The sequence below is a fragment of the Inquilinus sp. Marseille-Q2685 genome, assembly GCF_916619195.1.
Classification (GTDB): Bacteria; Pseudomonadota; Alphaproteobacteria; order DSM-16000; family Inquilinaceae; genus Inquilinus.
In genome coordinates this window covers 241,604-260,538 of record NZ_CAKAKL010000003.1, presented here as the reverse complement: position 1 = coordinate 260,538, position 18,935 = coordinate 241,604, and the positions used below count along the sequence as shown (strand labels likewise).

Sequence of the window (18,935 nt, the reverse complement as noted above, 5' to 3'; positions counted from 1 at the left end):
GCCACCCGAGACCGCATTCCGCCCATGAAGATCATCCAGATCACCGACCCCCACCTGGTGGGCCCGGGCGAGCACCTCTACGACCTCGACCCGGCCGAGCGCCTCTCGCGCTGCGTTGCCAGCGTCGTCGCCGAGCACGCGGACGCCGCGCTCTGCGTCTTCACCGGCGACCTCGCCGACCGCGGCGCGCTTCAGGCCTATGGATTGCTGCGCGAGATCCTTCGCCCCCTGCCGATGCCGGTCCGGCTCCTGCTCGGCAACCACGACGACCGACAAGCCTTCCGCGAAGCCTTCCCGGAGACGCCGCTGGATCCGGCCGGCTTCGTCCAATCCGTGCTCGACGTTCCGGCCGGACGGCTCCTCTTCCTCGATACCCTCGAACGCGGCGCCCGCGGGGCCGGTGTCCTCTGCCCCGCCCGCCTCGGCTGGATCGGCGCCCGGCTTGCGGAAGCTCCCGACCGCCCGGTCCACGTCTTCATGCATCACCCGGCGCGGTCGATCGGGGTCCGGCATTTCGAGCAGATGAGCCTCACGGCACCCGACGCCTTCCTCGACCTTGTCCGTGAGCATGGCGGCGTGCGCCATATCTTTTTCGGCCACGTCCATCTGCCGGTCTGGGGTCGTTGGGGCTCCCTCTCCTTCTCGGCGATCCGCGGCACCTGCCAGCACATCGACCTCGAGCTCGACGACCCCGACGTCACCTTCGCCGAGGGCTCGCCCGCCTACGGTGTCATCCTGCTCCACGGCGAGGACGTGATCGTGCACCAGCGGGACTTCCTGGCGCCCGCCCCGCGCTTCGACGCCATGACCGGCCGGCGTCTGTCGGCGCCCCCGACCAACTGAGGAGACCACGATGAGTCCCATCGCCAGGGGGCACGGTCCGGTGTGGCCGCGCCTCGTCATCTTCGACTGCGACGGCGTCCTCGTCGACAGCGAGCCGATCATCGCGGAAGCCGAGGCCGAGGCCCTCGCCTCCGCCGGCTTCGCGATCACCCCCCGCGAGCTCCTCGACCGCTTCACCGGCGTTCCGGCCGCCGACATGTTCCGGACCCTCGCCGATGAGCAGGCACGGCCGCTCGCCGCCGGCTTCTCCGACCGGCTCGAGCGCCGGATCGCCGAGGCCTACCGCGCCCGGCTCGAGCCGCTGCCGGAGGTCGAGGAGACGCTTCGGCGCCTGGACGTCCCCTACTGCGTCGCGTCGTCGAGCGCGCTCGGCCGGCTCAGGCTCGCCCTTCTCGTCACCGGGCTCGACTGGCTCCTGATGGGCCGGATCTTCAGCGCCGAGATGGTCGCGCGCGGGAAGCCGGCGCCGGACCTCTTCCTCCATGCCGCCGACCGGATGGCCGCCGTTCCGGCCGACTGTCTCGTCATCGAGGACAGCGTCGCCGGCGTGACCGCAGCGCAGGCCGCCGGCATGACCGTCTTCGGCTTCACCGGCGGCGGCCATGCCGATGTCGGTCTCGGCGAACGCCTGGCAACGGCGGGCGCCGATCTCGTCTTCAGCCATATGGCCGCCCTGCCGCAGCTCATCCACCGCCTCGACCTGCACCGCGACGGGTCGCCGGCGGAACGGGCGGCGTCCACGGGAGGACGGGCGCGATGACGGTCGAACCCTTTCCCCTGATCGACCTCTCCGGGCCGCCCGAAGCCCGCGGCCGAAGCTACGGCGCCCGTGCCGCCGATCGCATCCGCCGCGGCCTCGGCCACTATCAGGAGCAGTTGGCCCGGCTCGGTCTCGACCGCATGGCGATCCGTCGTGCTGCCCACCGCCAGGTCCGGGCGATCACCGCCTTCGACGACGGCCACTCCGCCGAGATCCGCGGCATCGCCGAGGGCGCGGGCGTCGAGGTCGAGGACATCGTCCTCCTCAACGCCCGCACGGAGATCCTGCGCCAGGCCCGGCGCGGCGCGGAGGCCGCGGCGGACGGCTGCACCGGAGCCGTCCTCCTGCCCGAGGCGACGCGCGACGGCCGCCTTCTGCACGGCCAGAACTGGGACTGGAAGGTCGAGTGCGTCGACACCGCGGTCGTACTCCGGATTCGGCAGGAGCACGGCCCCGACTACCTGACCTTCACCGAGGCGGGAGGCCTCGCCCGCTCGGGCCTTAACGCCGCGGGCATCGGCCTGACCGCCAACAATCTCGAAAGCGACCGCGACGGAACGGCCGAGGGCGTGCCGCTGCCGCTCATTCGTCGCCGGGTCCTCGAGAGCGCAGATCTGGCGCTCGCCATCCATGCCGTCCGGACCACCCCGAAGACCGCCTCGAACAACATGATGCTGAGCCATGCCGAGGGCTTCGCGGTCAGCCTCGAATGCGCCCCCGACGAGAGTTTCGCGCTGCAGCCCCAGGACGGAATCCTGGTCCACGCCAATCACTGGCTCTCGCCGGCGGCGCTTGCCCGCCTGCGCGACACCGGGCTCGATGCCACGCCCGACAGCCTCTACCGCCAGGAACGCGTCCGCTCCCGGCTCGCGACGGGGCGGCCGCTCGACATCACGGATCTCCGGGACGCCCTGTTCGACGAGTTCGGCAGCCCGTGGTCGGTCTGCCGGCCGCCGCGCAAGGGGCTTTCCGGCAACCTCACCGCGACCGTCGCCATGGTGCTGCTGGAGCCCGCCCGCGGAGAGATGCAGATCGCTCCGCTTCCCGCCGTCAATCGCCGCTTCACCTTCTACCGCCTCGACGGCACACCCGCCGAGACGGCGCCGCTCGACTGACCGGCCGGCGCTCTTTCGTTGGAGACCAGCATGCCCCCAGCCCACGGCTTCCAGACCGTCCTCGGCCGCAACCTCGTCGGCGAGCTCCGGAATTTCGTCCACCGCCCGTTCCTCGTCGTCACCATGGAGGATCTCTGGCCCTTGTTCGCGGCGGCGTTCGACGGCGCCGAGTGCGAGCCGTATTTCGTCCGGTCGGTCGACGAGGAGGAGCTGCTGCGGGATCTCAGCATCCTGCCCGACTTCGCCGCCGTGGTCGGGCTCGGCGGCGGCATGGCGATCGACACCGCCAAGTATCTCGCCTGGCGCCGGCGCCGGCCGCTGTTCCAGGTCCAGACCGCCCTCAGCATGAACGCCGCCTGGGGGCAGCGCGCCGGCGTGCGCGTCAATGGTGTCGTGCGCTATGTCGGCTGGGCCGTGCCCGAGGCGGTCTATATCGACCTCGACGTGATCCGGGCCGCGCCGCGGGCGCTCAATCTCTCCGGCATCGGCGACATCCTCTGCGCCCATACGGGCGTGCTCGACTGGAAATACGCCGCGGACCGGGGCCGCTGCGAGCCCAAATGGCCCTTTGACCCCGAGTTGGCGGCCGAAGCCGAGGCCGCGGTGAACAGCGTCCTCGCCCATCTCGACGACATCCGCGACCTCACGGATGCCGGCATCCGCGTGCTCGTCGAGGGCCTGAGCCGCGGCACCACCTACCACAGCCATGGCTGGAACCCGCGGCCGATCGAGGGCATCGACCACTTCTTCTTCTATGCGCTCGAATTCGGCACCGGTCGCAAGTTCATCCACGGCCCCCCGGTCTGCCTCGGCATCACGATCGGATCGCTCCTGCACCAGAGCCGGGCCGAGGAAATGCTGCGGGCCTTTCATCACATCGGCCTCGACATCCGGCCCGAGGCGATGGGCGTCACCTGGGACGACGTCGCCCGAGCGCTCGCCGGGCTCCGGCGCTTCGTCCACGAGGCCGGCCTTTGGCATTCGATCGCCCATGACGTCGAAATCGGGCCGGACTTCGTCGCCCGCCTGCGCCGCGAGGTCGAGGCGCTCTACGGGCCCTGGGTGCCAGCCACACGATGAAGATCGAAATCCTCGCCGACGCCGGAGAGGTGGCGGCCGCGGCGGCCGCCGAGATCCTCGCGGCCATGGCCGCCCGCCCGCGCCTCGTCCTCGGCGTCGCCACCGGCCGGACCATGGAGCCGCTCTACGCCCGCCTCGCCCGCTCCGCATCGGAGGGCGCGGACTGGAGCGGCGTGGAGATCTTCGCGCTCGATGAATATGTCGGGCTGGCCCCCGGCCATCCGGGCTCCTTCCGAAGCTATCTCGAACAGCGCCTGGCCGATCCGCTCCGGATCGCGCCCGAGAGGCTGCACGTGCCCGACGGCGCCAGCATCGATCCTGCGGAGGAAGCCTGCCGGTACGAGGCAAGGATCCAGGCGGCCGGAGGAATCGACCTGCAGCTCCTCGGGCTCGGCCGGAACGGGCACATCGCCTTCAACGAGCCGGGCTCGCCGCTCGACTCCCGCACGCGTGTCGTGCGCCTCGCCCGGTCCACCCGCGAGGACGGCCGCGCCACCCTGCCCCAACGCATGGAGCCACCGCGCGCCGGCATCACGATGGGCATCGGCACGATCCTCGAGGCGAGACGCCTCCTGCTGCTCGCGACCGGCCCCGCGAAAGAGCCCGCCGCCCGCGCGACGCGCTTCGGGCCCGTCTCCGCCGACTGTCCCGCATCGGTGCTCCGGCTCCATCCGGATGCGACCCTCGTCCTCGACCGGGCCGCCGCCGGGCCGTGATCGCAACCGCGGCCGGCACCAGCGCGACAATACAGATAACAATGTTTTCCTGATTATATTCGAAGAAGCTTTTTGACACTTCTGTTACACCAAATAAGACTTGAGATCTCTCCACCAATACTGACGCCCGGGTGCTGTCACCCGGCCTCGCAGGGAGGTCTCTCGTGCCCCGACACGCTGCGCTGCGCCCGGCCAGACCGCGCATCCCGAGTCCGAAGGCGACGCTGGCCGCCTATGGCGGCCGGCCCGTCCTCAGCCCGGAGCGGATCGCGCGCTGGCCTGCACCCTCGCTCGACCACGTCTCCGCGCTGATCGAGGCCGCCCGCAGCGGTCGCTATCACCGCGTGAACCATCCGATCGTCTCGCAGCTCGAAGATGCGCTCGGGCAGTGGAGCGGCGGGCTCAAGGTGCGCGCGGTCGGCTCGGGGACAGCCGCGATCCACATCGCGCTCGACTATCTCCGGGAGCATGGCCCGAAAATCCTGACACCGGCCCTCAACTGGCCCGGCGCTCTGGGTCCGATCCACTTCGCGGGGCTGGAACCGGTCTTCGCCGATGTCTCGCTCGAGGACGGCTGTATTGACGAGAACGAGGCGCTGGCCAAGCTCTCACCCGAAATCGGCGTGCTCCTCCTCTCCCATCTCTTCGGCAACGTCTCCGAGGTTCCGCGCCTGCGGCAGACCGCGCGCACGCTCGACATTGCGATCGTCGACGATTGCGCCCAGGCGATCGGGGCCGTGAGGCCGCAGCCGGACGCGGGCCGGATCGACAGCGATGCCTTTACGCTGTCCGGCAACGGCGCCAAGCATCTCGGTGCGGGCGAACTCGGATTCCTCTGCGGCACCAATGGCGGGCTGATCGAACATGTCGACCGGGTCTCACTGTCGAGCTCGGCCCGCGACGGCGGCCGCGTCTTCGCGCCGATGAGCTACGGGCTCAACTACCGGCCGAACGTGCTGTCGGCCGCGGTCGCGCTCAGCCGGCTGCCGGGCCTCGACGAGCAGCTCGCCGCCCGCGCCGAGAACGCGGCCATCCTCCGCATCGGGCTGTCGGGCCTTCCGGGCCTGCGTATCCTCCACCGCTTCACGGAAGCCCGGAACTCCTACCTCAACTTCGCGCTCCTCCTCGAGGCGGGCGAGCTCGGCCTCCCTGCCGTTCCCGCCACGCGGGATTTCATCGTCGACCTTCTGCTGCAGGAAGGGGTCCCGGTCTGGATCTGGCTGCGCCGCCCGGCATGGGCCTATCTGCCCTTCTGGCCCGAAGAGGCCGAGCGCCCACCTCTCCCGAACACCGAGAAGTTGCTCGCCGGCCTGTTCGACATCGTCGAAATCGCGCCGCCGAACGGCTCCGATGTCATGCGGGCCTATATCGCAGCCTTCGAGAAAGTGTGGACAGCCCTTCCCGAGCTCGCCCCCGACATCCGCAAGGCCGCTGGAGACTCCGATGGGCGGATTCAGGCCGGGCGGGGCTGACATGGCGTCCGCTCTTCCTGGTTTCACCCGTACCGCCATTGACTGCGTCCTCAAGGCGGGCGGCAGCCTGACGCGGAATCTCGACGAGACCGCCCGGCTGATCGGCGCTCTGGCCGGCCTCGCGGCTGAAGGCCATCGGCTTCTGGTGGTCCCGGGCGGCGGACGGCCGGACAAGGCAATCGAGACGATCGACCGGGAGCGGCCGCTCGCGCCCGACACGGCGCACCGGGCCTGCGCGCTCGCCCAGGACCAGACAGGGCTCGTGCTCGCCGACCCCGCGATCGCCCCGGGCACGCGAGCCTGCGCCACGATCGGGGAATGCCTCGGCACTCTCGCGGAGCGTCGGCTTCCGATCCTGCTCCCGTCCGGCCTGATCTTCGCGCTCGAGCCGGTCGAGCGGAGCTGGGACGTCACCTCCGACGCGGTCGGCGCCTGGGTGGCGTGGCTCCTCGAGGCCGATCGCTATGCCGTCCTCACCGATGTCGACGGCGTCTACGCCGCGGGGCGGATCGGCGAGCCGGAGCATCTCCTCCCCGACATCGAGGCGACCGCCCTCGCCGCTATGGGTCACACCTCGGTCGATGCCTGCGCCGCGGCCTTCATCGCGGCTCGAGGCATCGAGGCCGCGGTCCTGAACGGGCGCTTCCCCGACCGCGTGGTCGACTACCTGCAGCGGCGCCCCTGCCGCGGCACACTGATCCGCCCGGCACGACCGGGGCCGGCGCCGTGAGCAGGCCCGCCGAGCAGCCGGTCGCAGGCCGCCCCTGGCTCGCGATGTGCGTCCAGGCGCCCGACGCCCTTGTCTCGGGCCTCTGCCGCAGGATCGACCGCGATATCGCCGCCCGGACCGGGCTCCGGCTGCAGGCCTCGGTGATCCGGGTCCACGACGCGGCGACGATCCGCGCCTTCTACGCGCTGTCGGGCGGCACCGCCGGGCCGCACTGGCCCCTGGTCGAGGCGCTCTATGCCGGCCGGCCCGTCCGGATCACCTGGTGGGCGGGCGACCAGGCGCTCGTCCGCCTCCAGGCCGTGAAGGGCCGGACACAACCGGCGGACAGCGCCCCCGACACGATCCGCGGCCGGCACTGGTGCGACAACCCGGTGACCAATCTCATTCATGTCAGCGACGACGAGGAGGTGATGGCTCGGGAGAGCCGGCTTCTCGCTGCCCTGCCTGCGGGCCGGCCGATCCCGAGAGATACGTCCTCCCGGCGCCCCTGGAGCTGGGCCCGGCATTCCGCGCTCCCGACGCTGGTGCGAATCCTCGCGCCCGTTCTCGGCCGCGAACCCCATCGCGTCCTCGTCCTGCCCCGCTCGGGTGACGCGGCCGAAACCGCTCAACGCTCCATCCGGGCGCTGCGGCGCCTCGCCCTCTCCGCCCCGGACACCGCCGCAGCGCGCCTCATCGGGGCCTATCTCGAAGGCGAGAGCGGACCGCTCGAAGCCTACATCTCTCACGAGCACGTCGGGGACTGGGACACGCTCGTCCTGCGCGCCGGCCTTCACGCCGTCCGCCCGTGGCTGCGCCGGCTGCAGGGATGCTGCGCCGCCTCGGAGGAGCGAACCGCATGAGCCTGACCGTGACACAGGAGATCACGCTCGCCCTGCTGCGGAGCCATCGCTCGCGGCGGAGCTGGGTCGCCGGCAGCACGGTGCTGCACCATCTCCTGCCGCGCAGCCCGGGCGATCTCGATCTTCATCACCCCGATGCCCGGGCGGCTTGGGAGGCCGTGCGGGCCGACCTCGCGACGCTCCTGGATCACGGCTTCGCGCTTGCCGGCAGCGGCTGGCTGGAGACGGAACGCTGGGCCCGGTTTCGGCATGAGAAGGGCCCTGTCGTCCTGAACTGGGTCGTGGCCGCGGCTTCGGAGCATCCGACGCCGCGGCGGCACCCGAGCTTCGGATATGCGATCGGGGTCTCAGACGCGATCGCTGAGAAGGTCAACGCCGCACGCGAGTTCGGCCGCCGGAAGGACCTCGACGATCTCGCGGCCGTGCTCCGGGCCGGCGCTCGCCTTCCCGACGATTTGCGCCGCAGCGTCCAGGCGGTCGTCGCGGCCCGACAGGGAGCGGACGTCCCGGCGCAGCTCCGGCGGACACGGCCATGACGCCGCCTGTCCAACGGTTGTCGATGGACGCCGCCACGGCGCTGGCGCGCCGGCGCAGCTTCGAGCGCCTCCTGCGCTGCGCTCTCTCCGAGCGGCTCCTGGACGCAAACCCGCCCGATCCCGGCGACGACCGCCGGCCGGCCCGCGCTTCGGTCGAGACGCCGGCCGGCGCCATCCGGCTCAAATGCCGGCCGCCGTTCGTCGGCTGGCGCCATGGCGAGATCGAACGCGTGACGATCTCTCCTCCGGGATCGCGATTGGCGCGGAGGATCGAGGACCCGCTCGACCTGCTCGAAATCCTTCGCGGCCTGCATCCGGAGGGGCGGTGGGACCGGCTCTGCGAGGAGATCGAGAACAGCATCACGAACGAGGCCCTCTCGATCGCCACCCGGTCCGAACGCAACGGCGCCATCGCCGAGGCGGCGCGGATTCGCGGCTGCGCGACGCTGATCGACTGGGTTCGCGCCTCGGTGCCCGAGGCCGAGTGGTCGGTGTTCCTCGAGCAGTGGTCCGCCGTCGGCCACCCGCACCACCCATGCGCCAAGACCAGGATCGGCTTCACGGCCAAGGACAGCATCCGCTATGCGCCCGAGTTCGGCGCAGGGATCGACGTGTCCTGGCTTGCCGTTCGCCGGGACCGCCTCGTCCTGGAGACCGCCTCCTCCGATCTCGACCCGTGGGCCTTCCTGGCGCGGCACTTCCCGGCCGCGATCAAGCGCTGGCGCCTGGGGCTCGGCGCCCTGGGCGCCGCTCCTGAAGACTATCTTCCTCTGCCGGTCCATCCGTGGCAGTGGCGGGAGATCGTGACGTCGCGGTTTGCCGATGAGATCGCCCGGGGGGAGATCATCCGGCCGGAAGGAGCCGAAACGCCCTGCCTGGCCACGCTCTCACTGCGGACGCTGACGCCGACCGAGCCCGCCGGGGCACCCTGGCTCAAGCTTCCGCTCTCGATCCAGGTGACGAGCTCGCGACGCGAGCTCGTGCCCGGGGTGGTCGCGGCCGGCCCCTGGATGACCCGGCGCATTGAAGGCATCCTGGCACGGGACGAGACGCTCCGCGGCGCCCTCGCGATCCTCGGGGAGCCGGTCGGCCTCCGCTTCCTGTCCGCCGATCCCGAGGACGGGCGCGCCGGCATGCTGTCCGCTCTTCTCCGCCGGCCGGTGTCGCACGTCCTCCGGCCTGGCGAGATCGCGATCCCGGTCGCGGCGCTTTTCGTGCCCTCGCCCGTCACCGGCAAACCGCTGTTCATCGAGCTCGCGGAGGCGACCAACGGCAACACCCTGTCGGCGTTCGCCGACTATTGCCGCCTCGCCCTGACGGCGTTCCTCCGCCTGTCCCTCCTCTTCGGGATCGCGCTCGAAGCCCACCAGCAGAACACGCTTCTCGTGGTCGACGAGCACGACGCCCTTCGCCGGATCGTCGCGCGCGACTTCGGAGCCCGGGTGCTGGCATCGGCCGATCCGTCCGATCCGGTCCCCGCAGCCGCCCGCGAGATGGAGGTCCCCGATCGCGGCGCGCTCCGGGAGCTGGTCTCCCACGCGGTGTTCGAGAGCCACGTCCGCGAGCTCGTCGCCCTCCTGGCACGCCAGGGCGCAATACGTCCGGAAGGGTGCTGGCGCGTGGTCAGGACCGTCATCGACGAGGTGTTCGCAGGCCTCGGGCACGAGATCGACATCGGGACGGCGAACGCCGAGCGGGGCGCGCTTCTCGGCCGCCCCTGGCGCGCCAAGAGCCTGCTCCGGATGCGCGTCGCCGAGCACCCGGGCGACAGCTTCGTCGACACGGAGAATCCCTTGGCCCGGGCCGGCTGAGTCCGCTCGCGCTTCAGGTCTCGGGCGCCTCGCGATCGGCCCGCGCCAGCGCCTGAAGATGCAGCCTGAGGCTGTGGCGGACGGCCGGATCCGGGATGGCCAGGAGCTCGCGCGCGATCTCCAGCGCCTGTTCCTCGTCGGGATCGCCGACGGCTGCCGAGCCGCTTCCGTTCACCGCGATGCCGATGAGCAGCTTCGCGACCGGTACCTCGAGGACGCCCGCGATCCGGATCAGCATCGATGCCGATATCCGGGTCAGCCCGGTCTCGTATCTCTGGAGCGTCTGGAAGGACAGATCGAGCTGCTGAGCCACCCGTTCGAGACTGATGCCGGCCTGCTGGCGCACGCGTCGGATGTTCCAACCGAGGTCGACGTCGACCGGATCCGGCTTGTCTCGTCTTGGTCGACCCCGCGGCATGGCTCTCGGCCCTTCTTGTCCGGACAGGACGGCGCAGAGGGGACGGATCACATGAGGAACGGGAGGAACCCCGAACTCAGGGCTTGGACTGCCGCCTGGTTCGCTTGGGCGGCGGTTCAAAGAATTCCGAGGGCGCGACGTTCAGCGCCTTGGCCAGCTTGCCCAGCATCTCGACTGATGCGCTGTACTTCCCTTGCTCAAGGTCGCTGATGTAACTGCGGTTGACCTCGGCCCGGAACGCCAATTCCTCCTGGGTCAGTGACCTATCTCCGCGAATACGCCGGAGGTTCCGAGCCACCGCCTGCCGCATGTCTTCCATGCGGGGAGAAGAAGCCGCAGCCCGGCACCTGTCAGTCTGGTATACCCGACAAAATTTCAGCAGAAAAGTTCATATTCCAGACATCAAACTCCATGCGCCTTGCCGTCCGGCCCCGGCAGGCGGCCGAATCGGAGCGAGCCGCGACCGGAAGGGAATGGGTCACGCGCAACCGGCGAAGGACGGATCCCGAAGGCGCTCGAGACCGGATCGGAACGCCCTTTCCGGCGCAACATGCCGAACACAGGACGCTCACCCGATTGACTCGCCTGCGATCCGCGGAATTCTGTCCGGGCGAACGATCGACCACGGAGGCGATCTTGCCGATCGGGACCTGCACCGGCCAGGCGAACAAGGATAGGATCTGCCGGGAATACATCGTCATGCCGGTGCTCCATCTCTGGACGCTGGCCGGAGAGACGAAACAGAGCTGCGCCGGAGGAAGGACGCTCGAGGCGTCATACTACATGTTCGAAGCACAGCATCGGGAGACCAAGCTCATCGAGACATTCTACGCGGGCGAGACCGCGGCGCGAGGGTTCCTCGCGACGATCCCAGCCCCACCGCTGCCCTGCTTCAATCCGCTCCTGCACGGCCCCACGGGCGATGACGACATTGTTGACGTGCCCGGTCGTCCCGAACCGGGACGAGGTCGAGGTGGTCCCGTGCCGCACCGCACGGCTCTGAATCGCGAGCTGTTCCAAGCGACGCGCCTCTTCGTCTGCTGGCTGCCCACCGAGCCTCGAGCCGCTCTGTCGAACGTCATCCGAGAAATCGAGGCTCGCCCGAGCGATGATCGCCTCAAATCCCTCGCCCAGTCCCTCAACACGATGGTGGGGTCCTATGGACGACCGCTCCGGCAGATGATCCTGGACCTCGAGAGGCGCGGAAACCGGATTCGCCCCTTCGCGTTTCCGTATGTCGTCCAGGCCCTCCTGGAACGCGGTCTGCCCAACCACATCGATCCCTGAACGATCGCCGGATCTCACTGGCGTGACGATGCACGAGGCAGGGTGCGACCTGATGTCCGCCGACAATAATTCGACATATCTGGAAAGGTCGATTATATCGATTCTGACTTCTGCGCCTCCGTTAGGGCGCGGCAGAGATGACTCCATGGAGCCGATCGCCATGTCTCCAACAACACCCAGGGGCCGCCTGTCCTTCCTGGATCGCTACCTGACGGTCTGGATCTTCGCGGCCATGGCGCTGGGCGTCATGCTGGGGACGGTGTTCACCGAGCTGCCGCGGCTGCTCGACAGCCTGTCGATCGGCTCGACCAACCTCCCGATCGCGATCGGCCTGATCGTGATGATGTATCCGCCATTGGCAAAGGTCCGATACGAGGAGCTGCCGCAGGTCTTCCGGGACAAGCGCGTTCTCCTGCTCTCGCTGGTCCAGAACTGGCTGGTCGGGCCGGTCCTGATGTTCGCCCTCGCCGTCATCTTCCTGCGCGATCGTCCCGACTACATGACGGGCGTGATCCTGATCGGCCTCGCGCGCTGCATTGCCATGGTCCTGGTCTGGAACCAGCTCGCCTGCGGCAGCAACCAGTACGTGGCGGGGCTCGTCGCCTTCAACTCGATCTTCCAGATCCTCTTCTTCAGCGCCTATGCCTGGTTCTTCCTGGCCGTCCTGCCGCCGGCGTTCGGTCTGGAAGGCAGCATCATCGATGTCAGCTTCTGGACCATTGCCGAAGCGGTCCTGATCTATCTTGGCATCCCGTTCTTCGGCGGCTATCTGACGCGCCGGATCCTCACGCAGACGAAGGGCACGGACTGGTACGAGCGCGCCTACCTGCCGAAGATCGGTCCGCTGACCCTCGTGGCGCTCCTGTTCACCATCGTCGCGATGTTCAGCCTGAAGGGCGGAGCGGTGGTCCATCTCCCGCTCGACGCCCTGCGCATCGCCGTTCCGCTCGCGATTTACTTCCTGGTGATGTTCGTCATCAGCTTCCTGATGGGCAAGCTGATCGAGGTCGATTACCCGCGCACCACCGCCATGGCCTTCACCGCGGCGAGCAACAACTTCGAGCTCGCGATCGCCGTGGCCATCACGACCTTCGGCCTGGCGTCACCTGCCGCGTTCGCCACCGTGATCGGTCCGCTGGTGGAGGTTCCCGTCCTGATCGGGCTGGTCCATGTCGCGCTTTGGATTGGGCGGCGCTACTTCGCGGACACGCACGCGGAGGCAGTCGGAAAACCGGCTACGAACGCGGCGGAGTGACCTCCGCGACACGGGGAGCAAGGGAGTAAGGATGCGATGAATATCGGCGACAGCCTCTCCATGCTGCGGGCCCTGTCGCAGGAAACCCGCCTCGAGATCTTCCGGTTGCTGGTGAAGGCGGGCCTGGACGGGATGGCGGCCGGCGAGATCGCGCGCCGGCTAGGCGCGCCGCAAAACACGATTTCCACCCACCTCTCCACCCTCGAGGACGCGGGCCTGCTCCGATCGAAGCGGGCCGGTCGGTCGATCGCCTATGCCGCCGACCTGCGGAGCATGGGCGATCTGATCCAGTTCCTGGTCGAGGACTGCTGCCAGGGCCTGCCTGAGATCGGCTGCTCCACGCTGCCTGGCTCGCCCGAGACGCCTCGATTCACTGGATCATCGTCGGCGAGGGCTTGAGGTGAACTCACGGGCAAGCCCGCGGACTGTGGGCGTCGTCGTCATCGGCGGTGGCCAGTCGGCGCTGGCCGTCGCCTACTTTCTGCGCCGGGCGGAGATCGATTTCGTCCTCCTCGACGCCGAGGAGGCCCCAGGCGGCGCCTGGCGCCACGCCTGGGATTCGCTCCGCCTGTTCTCGCCCGCCCAGTGGAGCTCTCTGCCCGGATGGATGCTGCCGCGTGCCGGGGACGACTATCCGACGCGCGACCACGTCGTCGCATACTTGGCCGAGTACGAGCGCCGTTATGGCTTCAACATCGAGCGTCCCGTGCGAGTGCACTCCGTCGAGCGGGGCGCGGGTGGATTGCTGGTTCATGCAGACCAGGGCACATGGTCGGCCCGGGCGGTCGTCAGCGCAACCGGAACCTGGGGCAAGCCCTATGTCCCCGCTTATCCCGGCCGGGACAGGTTCATCGGCCACCAGCTTCATTCGAGCGGCTATCGACGCCCCGATGACTTCGCCGGCCAGCGGGTCCTGATCGCCGGCGGAGGAAACTCCGGCGCCCAGATCCTCGCGGAGGTGTCGAAGGCCGCCCAAGCGACCTGGGTCACGATCGAGCCGCCGATGTTCCTGCCCGATGACGTCGACGGCCGCGTCCTGTTCGAGCGTGCGACCGAGCGATGGAAGGCGCAGCAGGCGGGCCGGACTGTCATCGTGCCGAAGGGAGGACTGGGCGATATCGTCATGGTGCCGCCGGTGCAGGAGGCGCGGAACCGCGGGGTGTTGACCGCCGTCCGGCCCTTCGAGCGCTTCGTCGAAGACGGCGTGATCTGGCGGGACGGATCGCACAGCAGGGTCGACACGGTGATCTGGTGTACGGGCTACCGCCCCGCCCTGGACCATCTTGTGCCGCTCGGAGTGATCGAGGACGACGGACGCGTCCGGGTGGAGGGCACGCGATCGCTCCGCGAGCCGCGGCTATGGCTGGTCGGCTACGGGGAATGGACCGGCTACGCCTCGGCGACGCTGATCGGCGTCGCCCGGACGGCGCGCGCCACCGCCGGCGAGATCGCGGCGGCCCTTGAGGCCGAACACAGCATGGCAACGATCTGAGGCAGGGACATGAGCGTGACGATCTATCACAACCCGTCCTGCGGCACGTCGCGGAACGTCCTCGCGATGATCCGCAATGCCGGCATCGAACCGACCATCGTCGAGTACCTGAAGACGCCGCCGTCCCGCGAGACCCTGCGCGACCTGATCGCAAAGGCGGGCCTGTCGGTCCGGGATGCGCTGCGCGAGCGGGGGACGCCCTATCACGAGCTCGGCCTCGGCGATCCCGCCCTGACCGACGATCAGTTCCTCGACGCCATGATGGCGCACCCGATCCTGATCAACCGTCCCTTCGTCGTGACCGAGCGCGGCGTTCGGTTGTGCCGACCTTCCGAGGCGGTCCTCGACATCCTTTCGCAGCCGCAGAAAGGGCCCTTCACTAAGGAGGATGGCGAGGTCGTCGTCGGCGCCCAGGGAAATCGGGTCCGCTGAGGGCCCGTCGCGACATCGCCTCTCTATCCGAAGCAGGAATTTCCCCATGACCGTCTCCGACCGCGACGAGGCGACGAGCTTTCCGGCTCTCGAGGAGCGCTTCCTCGATATCCCGGACCTTTCAAAGCTCCAGCCCGAGCAGACGTCCTCGCACCCGCCCCGCATCCTTCTGCTCTACGGCTCGGTCCGGGACCGGTCCTACAGCCGCTTCCTGACGCAGGAGGCCTCGCGGCTCCTCGAACGCTTCGGGGCCGAGACCCGCATCTTCGATCCGCGCGGCCTGCCGCTGCCCGACAGCGTTCCCGCGGATCATCCGAAGGTCGCGGAACTCCGCGAGCTGTCGACCTGGTCGGAGGGGCAGGTCTGGTGCAGCCCCGAACGCCACGGTGCGATGAGCGCGATCCTGAAGGCCCAGATCGACTGGATTCCGCTGGAGATCGGCGCGGTGCGCCCGACGCAGGGACGGACGCTCGCCGTGATGCAGGTTTCGGGCGGGTCGCAATCCTTCAATGCGGTGAACGCGATGCGCGTGCTGGGTCGCTGGATGCGGATGGTGACCATCCCGAACCAGTCCTCGGTCGCCAAGGCCTATCAGGAATTCGATGAACAGGGGCGCATGAAGCCTTCGCCCTACTACGAGCGGGTCGTGGACGTGATGGAGGAGTTGTACAAGTTCACCCTCCTCGTCCGGGACCGCTCGCCCTATCTGACGAGCCGGTACAGCGAACGGAAGGCGGAGGGCATCGGGGTCGACGCTGCCGCACAGCAGGCCAAGGCTTCGCTCAGCTCCTAGGAATCAAAAGGTCGAGCCCACACACAACTGTAACAGAGGCGCTATAATGACTGGTGCCGCAAGGATGCGGTTGACGAGCCACTCCTGATTTTGACATTGTTGGAAATATGGAAATCAAGCCCGCTGTCGACGCCTTCAGTGCCCTGGGACACGAGACTCGGCTCGCCGCCTTTCGGCTGCTGGTCGAGATCGGTCCATCCGGCCTGCCCGCCGGCGAGATCGCGGCGCGGCTCGGCATCGTCGCCTCGACCCTGTCCTTCCATCTGTCGCAACTCGAGCGGGCGCAGCTGCTGCGCTCGTGGCGGGTGCAGCGGCAGATCTACTACGGCTTGGACATCGAGGGGACGCGCCAGCTGATCGGTTTCCTGGTGGCAGATTGCTGCGGCGGAAACCCGAGTCTCTGTGGAGACCTTGCGACGGTAGCCGACGAAACCTGCTGCTGAACGACGCCGGGCCACCGCCCGGCGGCCCCGGGATGAGGCACGGCCATGTCAGATCGGATCTTCAACGTCCTGTTTCTTTGCACCGGCAATTCGGCTCGCTCGATCCTTGCCGAGGCGATCCTGAACAGCCTCGGCCGAGGGCGCTTCCATGCGTTCAGCGCCGGGAGCCATCCCAAAGGCTATATCGAGCCGATGGCCCTCGATCTTCTGAGGAAGGCCAAGCTGCCGACCCAGAACGCTCGCTCGAAGAGCTGGGAGGAATTTGCCCGCCCGGGGGTCGAGCCGCTCGATTTCGTGTTCACCGTCTGTGACAAGGCGGCCGAGGAGGTGTGCCCGGTCTGGCCTGGCCAGCCGATGTCGGCGCATTGGGGGATCCCCGACCCCGCGGCGGCGACCGGCAACGAAGCCGAGCGGGCCGTCGCTTTCGCCGATGCCTTTCGCATGCTGTACAACCGCATCGGCATCTTCGTGAGCCTGCCGATCCGGTCGCTCGACCGCATCAGCCTGCAACATCGTCTCGACGACATCGGCCGCTCGACGGCCCTGTCCCGCGTCGAATCCCTCGATCCGCACGAGAAGGTCTGATGCCCCGCCTTGGAATCAACGGACTCGGCCGCATCGGCCGGCTGGCGCTTCGCGCCGCCTTCGACACCGAGTACGGCGAACGAGCTTTCGACATCGCCCTGGTCAACGAGATCAAGGGCGGGGTCGAGACCGCGGCCCATCTCCTCGAATTCGACTCCGTGCACGGGCGGTGGAGAGTCCCCGTGGCGGCCCAGGACGGCGCCTTGCGGATCGACGGCGCTTCGATCGCGTTCACGGAGGCGGCCAAGCCGGGCGACATTCCGTGGGGCGATTACGGCGTCGATATCGTGCTGGAGTGCTCCGGCAAGTTCCGCACGCCCGAGACGCTCCAAGGTCATTTCGACCGGGGCGCGAAGACGGTGATCGTGGCGGCCCCGGTCAAGGAAGGCGCGCTCAATCTCGTTGTCGGCGTGAACGACAATCTCTATCGGCCGGGCGAGCATCGCCTCATCACCGCGGCGTCCTGCACGACCAACTGCCTGGCGCCGGTGGTCAAGGTGATCCATGAGGGGCTCGGGATCGAGCATGGCGTCATCACCACCGTGCACGACGTGACCAACACCCAAGTGCTGGTCGACGCCCCTCACAAGGATCTGCGCCGCGCGCGGTCGGCGCTGACTTCGCTGATCCCGACCAGCACCGGCTCCGCGACGGCGATCACGATGATCTACCCGGAGCTCAAGGGGAAGCTGAACGGGATCGCGGTTCGGGTTCCGCTGCTCAACGCGTCGCTGACCGACTGCGTCTTCCAGGTGCAGCGCGACACCACGGTCGAGGAGGTCAACGAGCTTCTGCGCCGGGCCGCCGAGGGGCCGCTGCAGGGCATTCTCGGCTTCGAGGCACGTCCGCTCGTCTCGGTCGATTTCGTGAACGACACCCGGTCCTCGATCGTCGACGGCCCCTCGACCATGGTCGTCGACCACCGGCTCGTGAAGATCTTCGCCTGGTACGACAACGAGATGGGCTATGCCTATCGCATGGTCGACCTGGCGAACACCGCGGCGCGGGGGCTGCGGCGGTGAGCGGCAACAGCGGCCTCAAGGCCTACATCGCGGTCACCGCGGCCTATTGGGGCTTCACCCTGACCGACGGCGCGCTGCGCATGCTGGTGCTGCTGCACTTCAACACGCTCGGCTACAGCCCGCTGCAGCTCGCCATGCTGTTCGTGCTCTACGAGTTCTGCGGCGTTGTCACCAATCTGTTCGGCGGCTGGATCGGGGCGCGGCTCGGGCTGAAGGTGACGCTCTGGTCCGGCCTCCTGATCCAAATCGCAGCACTCATCATGCTGTCGCTGCTGAACCCGGCCTGGACCATCCTGGCATCCGTCGCCTGGGTCATCATCGCGCAAGGGCTGTCGGGAGTTGCCAAGGACCTGACCAAGATGAGCGCGAAGAGCGCCATCAAGACGGTCGTTCCGGAGGGACGCGAAGGCGCGCTGTTCCGGTGGGTCGCCATCCTGACCGGCTCGAAGAACGCGCTGAAGGGCGCGGGCTTCTTTCTCGGCACCCTGCTTCTCGAGATGCTCGGCTTCGACGGCGGCCTCTGGGCGATGGCCGCAGGGCTGGCGGTCGTCCTGGTCGGCTCGATGCTGCTGGTGCCGCCGGACATCGGCAAGGTGAAGGGCAAAATCGGCTTCAGCGCGATCTTCGCCAAGTCCCGGGAGATCAACCTGCTGTCGGCCGCCCGCTTCTTCTTGTTCGGGGCCCGCGACGTCTGGTTCGTGGTCGGCCTCCCGCTGTTCCTCTATGATATCGCCGGCTGGAGCTTCACCGAGGTCGGCGCCTTCATGGCGCTGTGGACGATCGGCTACGGCATCGTGCAGGCGAGCGCCCCCGCCTTCGTCAGGCGCTCTCCGGACGGCCGCACCACCGAGACACGGGCCGCGCGCCTCTGGGCCCTCGTTCTGGCCTTCATCCCGGCGGCAATGGCCGTTCTTCTGCTCGAGCCCGGAACCGGCGTCTCGGCGCAGGCCGTCGTGCTGGTGGGCTTGGGCCTGTTCGGCGTTGTGTTCGCCCTGAACTCGGCGATCCACTCCTATCTCATCCTGGCCTACACCGAAGGCGACAAGGTCGCCCTCAACGTCGGCTTCTACTACATGGCGAATGCCGGCGGCCGGCTGGTCGGCACCCTTCTGTCTGGCTGGATCTACCAGCTCGGCGGGATCGAAGCCTGCCTCGTCGCTGCCGGCGTGATGGTAGCGTCATCCTGGCTGGTCTCGCTATTGCTCCCGGTCACCGTCCCGCCGGGAACGGTCGCCCCTGTCGGAGCCCTGGCGGATGACGGCTGACATCCGCCGTGTTGGGGATTTGAGGACAAGGGACATTT

At 68.7% G+C, this 18,935-nt stretch carries 22 protein-coding genes; 20 read left to right on the top strand and 2 right to left on the bottom strand.

Going from position 1 to position 18,935, the window contains the following annotated elements; all coding sequences use genetic code 11:
* Positions 1-24 precede the first annotated feature (24 nt).
* The 10 genes from LG391_RS19030 to LG391_RS18985 all read left to right on the top strand — a co-directional run bounded on the left by LG391_RS19030 (position 25) and on the right by LG391_RS18985 (position 9,905).
* Positions 25-843: a phosphodiesterase gene (locus LG391_RS19030; RefSeq protein ID WP_225769609.1), complete on the top strand. Its 819-nt coding sequence runs from the start codon at positions 25-27 to the stop codon at positions 841-843.
* A 10-nt stretch (positions 844-853) separates the two neighbouring features.
* The gene (locus LG391_RS19025; RefSeq protein WP_225769608.1) at positions 854-1,603 is read left to right on the top strand and encodes an HAD family phosphatase; all 750 of its coding nucleotides are present in this window, start codon (positions 854-856) and stop codon (positions 1,601-1,603) included.
* Positions 1,600-2,718 carry a C45 family peptidase gene (locus LG391_RS19020; protein WP_225769607.1) on the top strand — a complete coding sequence of 373 codons (1,119 nt, stop codon included), beginning with the start codon at positions 1,600-1,602 and terminating at the stop codon, positions 2,716-2,718. The genes LG391_RS19025 and LG391_RS19020 overlap by 4 nt, the downstream gene beginning before the upstream one ends.
* A 30-nt stretch (positions 2,719-2,748) precedes the next feature.
* On the top strand, positions 2,749-3,798 hold the full coding sequence (locus tag LG391_RS19015) for an iron-containing alcohol dehydrogenase (RefSeq protein ID WP_225769606.1): 1,050 nt from the start codon (positions 2,749-2,751) through the stop codon (positions 3,796-3,798).
* A complete protein-coding gene (locus LG391_RS19010) occupies positions 3,795-4,514 on the top strand; it encodes a glucosamine-6-phosphate deaminase (RefSeq protein ID WP_225769605.1) in 720 nt (239 codons plus the stop codon). The genes LG391_RS19015 and LG391_RS19010 overlap by 4 nt, the downstream gene beginning before the upstream one ends.
* Before the next feature lie 164 nt (positions 4,515-4,678).
* Entirely contained in the window at positions 4,679-5,986 is a 1,308-nt protein-coding gene (locus tag LG391_RS19005; RefSeq protein WP_225769604.1) for a DegT/DnrJ/EryC1/StrS family aminotransferase, read from the top strand.
* A 1-nt stretch (position 5,987) separates the two neighbouring features.
* Positions 5,988-6,716 (top strand): hypothetical protein, encoded by a 729-nt coding sequence (locus tag LG391_RS19000; protein ID WP_225769603.1) that lies wholly within the window; start codon positions 5,988-5,990, stop codon positions 6,714-6,716.
* The gene (locus tag LG391_RS18995) at positions 6,713-7,558 is read left to right on the top strand and encodes a nucleoside-diphosphate kinase (protein WP_225769602.1); all 846 of its coding nucleotides are present in this window, start codon (positions 6,713-6,715) and stop codon (positions 7,556-7,558) included. Before LG391_RS19000 ends, LG391_RS18995 begins: the two co-directional genes overlap by 4 nt.
* The gene (locus tag LG391_RS18990) at positions 7,555-8,094 is read left to right on the top strand and encodes a hypothetical protein (protein WP_225769601.1); all 540 of its coding nucleotides are present in this window, start codon (positions 7,555-7,557) and stop codon (positions 8,092-8,094) included. Before LG391_RS18995 ends, LG391_RS18990 begins: the two co-directional genes overlap by 4 nt.
* A complete protein-coding gene (locus tag LG391_RS18985) occupies positions 8,091-9,905 on the top strand; it encodes an IucA/IucC family siderophore biosynthesis protein (protein ID WP_225769600.1) in 1,815 nt (604 codons plus the stop codon). The genes LG391_RS18990 and LG391_RS18985 overlap by 4 nt, the downstream gene beginning before the upstream one ends.
* A gap of 13 nt (positions 9,906-9,918) precedes the next feature.
* Here LG391_RS18985 and LG391_RS18980 read toward each other — a convergent pair whose 3' ends face one another.
* Complete coding sequence (locus LG391_RS18980; protein WP_225769599.1) at positions 9,919-10,323, bottom strand: helix-turn-helix domain-containing protein; 405 nt, start codon at positions 10,321-10,323, stop codon at positions 9,919-9,921.
* Positions 10,324-10,399: 76 nt separating this feature from the next.
* Entirely contained in the window at positions 10,400-10,633 is a 234-nt protein-coding gene (locus LG391_RS18975) for a helix-turn-helix domain-containing protein (protein ID WP_225769598.1), read from the bottom strand.
* 326 nt (positions 10,634-10,959) lie between these two features.
* Between LG391_RS18975 and LG391_RS18970 the strand changes: the two genes are divergently transcribed.
* The 10 genes from LG391_RS18970 to arsJ all read left to right on the top strand — a co-directional run bounded on the left by LG391_RS18970 (position 10,960) and on the right by arsJ (position 18,897).
* Positions 10,960-11,610, top strand: coding sequence for a hypothetical protein (locus LG391_RS18970; protein WP_225769597.1), 651 nt, complete (start codon positions 10,960-10,962; stop codon positions 11,608-11,610).
* A gap of 145 nt (positions 11,611-11,755) precedes the next feature.
* Positions 11,756-12,865: an ACR3 family arsenite efflux transporter gene (gene arsB, locus LG391_RS18965; protein WP_304608516.1), complete on the top strand. Its 1,110-nt coding sequence runs from the start codon at positions 11,756-11,758 to the stop codon at positions 12,863-12,865.
* A 36-nt stretch (positions 12,866-12,901) separates the two neighbouring features.
* On the top strand, positions 12,902-13,264 hold the full coding sequence (locus LG391_RS18960; RefSeq protein WP_225769596.1) for a helix-turn-helix transcriptional regulator: 363 nt from the start codon (positions 12,902-12,904) through the stop codon (positions 13,262-13,264).
* A gap of 28 nt (positions 13,265-13,292) precedes the next feature.
* Entirely contained in the window at positions 13,293-14,357 is a 1,065-nt protein-coding gene (locus LG391_RS18955) for an ArsO family NAD(P)H-dependent flavin-containing monooxygenase (RefSeq protein ID WP_225769595.1), read from the top strand.
* Positions 14,358-14,366: 9 nt separating this feature from the next.
* Entirely contained in the window at positions 14,367-14,789 is a 423-nt protein-coding gene (gene arsC, locus LG391_RS18950) for an arsenate reductase (glutaredoxin) (RefSeq protein WP_225769594.1), read from the top strand.
* Positions 14,790-14,835: 46 nt separating this feature from the next.
* The gene (gene arsH, locus LG391_RS18945) at positions 14,836-15,582 is read left to right on the top strand and encodes an arsenical resistance protein ArsH (RefSeq protein ID WP_225769593.1); all 747 of its coding nucleotides are present in this window, start codon (positions 14,836-14,838) and stop codon (positions 15,580-15,582) included.
* A 107-nt stretch (positions 15,583-15,689) separates the two neighbouring features.
* A complete protein-coding gene (locus tag LG391_RS18940) occupies positions 15,690-16,025 on the top strand; it encodes a helix-turn-helix transcriptional regulator (RefSeq protein WP_225769592.1) in 336 nt (111 codons plus the stop codon).
* 45 nt (positions 16,026-16,070) lie between these two features.
* Positions 16,071-16,610: an arsenate reductase ArsC gene (locus tag LG391_RS18935; RefSeq protein WP_225769591.1), complete on the top strand. Its 540-nt coding sequence runs from the start codon at positions 16,071-16,073 to the stop codon at positions 16,608-16,610.
* Positions 16,610-17,632: an ArsJ-associated glyceraldehyde-3-phosphate dehydrogenase gene (locus LG391_RS18930; RefSeq protein ID WP_225769590.1), complete on the top strand. Its 1,023-nt coding sequence runs from the start codon at positions 16,610-16,612 to the stop codon at positions 17,630-17,632. The genes LG391_RS18935 and LG391_RS18930 overlap by 1 nt, the downstream gene beginning before the upstream one ends.
* Positions 17,629-18,897 (top strand): organoarsenical effux MFS transporter ArsJ, encoded by a 1,269-nt coding sequence (gene arsJ, locus LG391_RS18925; protein WP_225769589.1) that lies wholly within the window; start codon positions 17,629-17,631, stop codon positions 18,895-18,897. Before LG391_RS18930 ends, arsJ begins: the two co-directional genes overlap by 4 nt.
* Positions 18,898-18,935 lie beyond the last annotated feature (38 nt).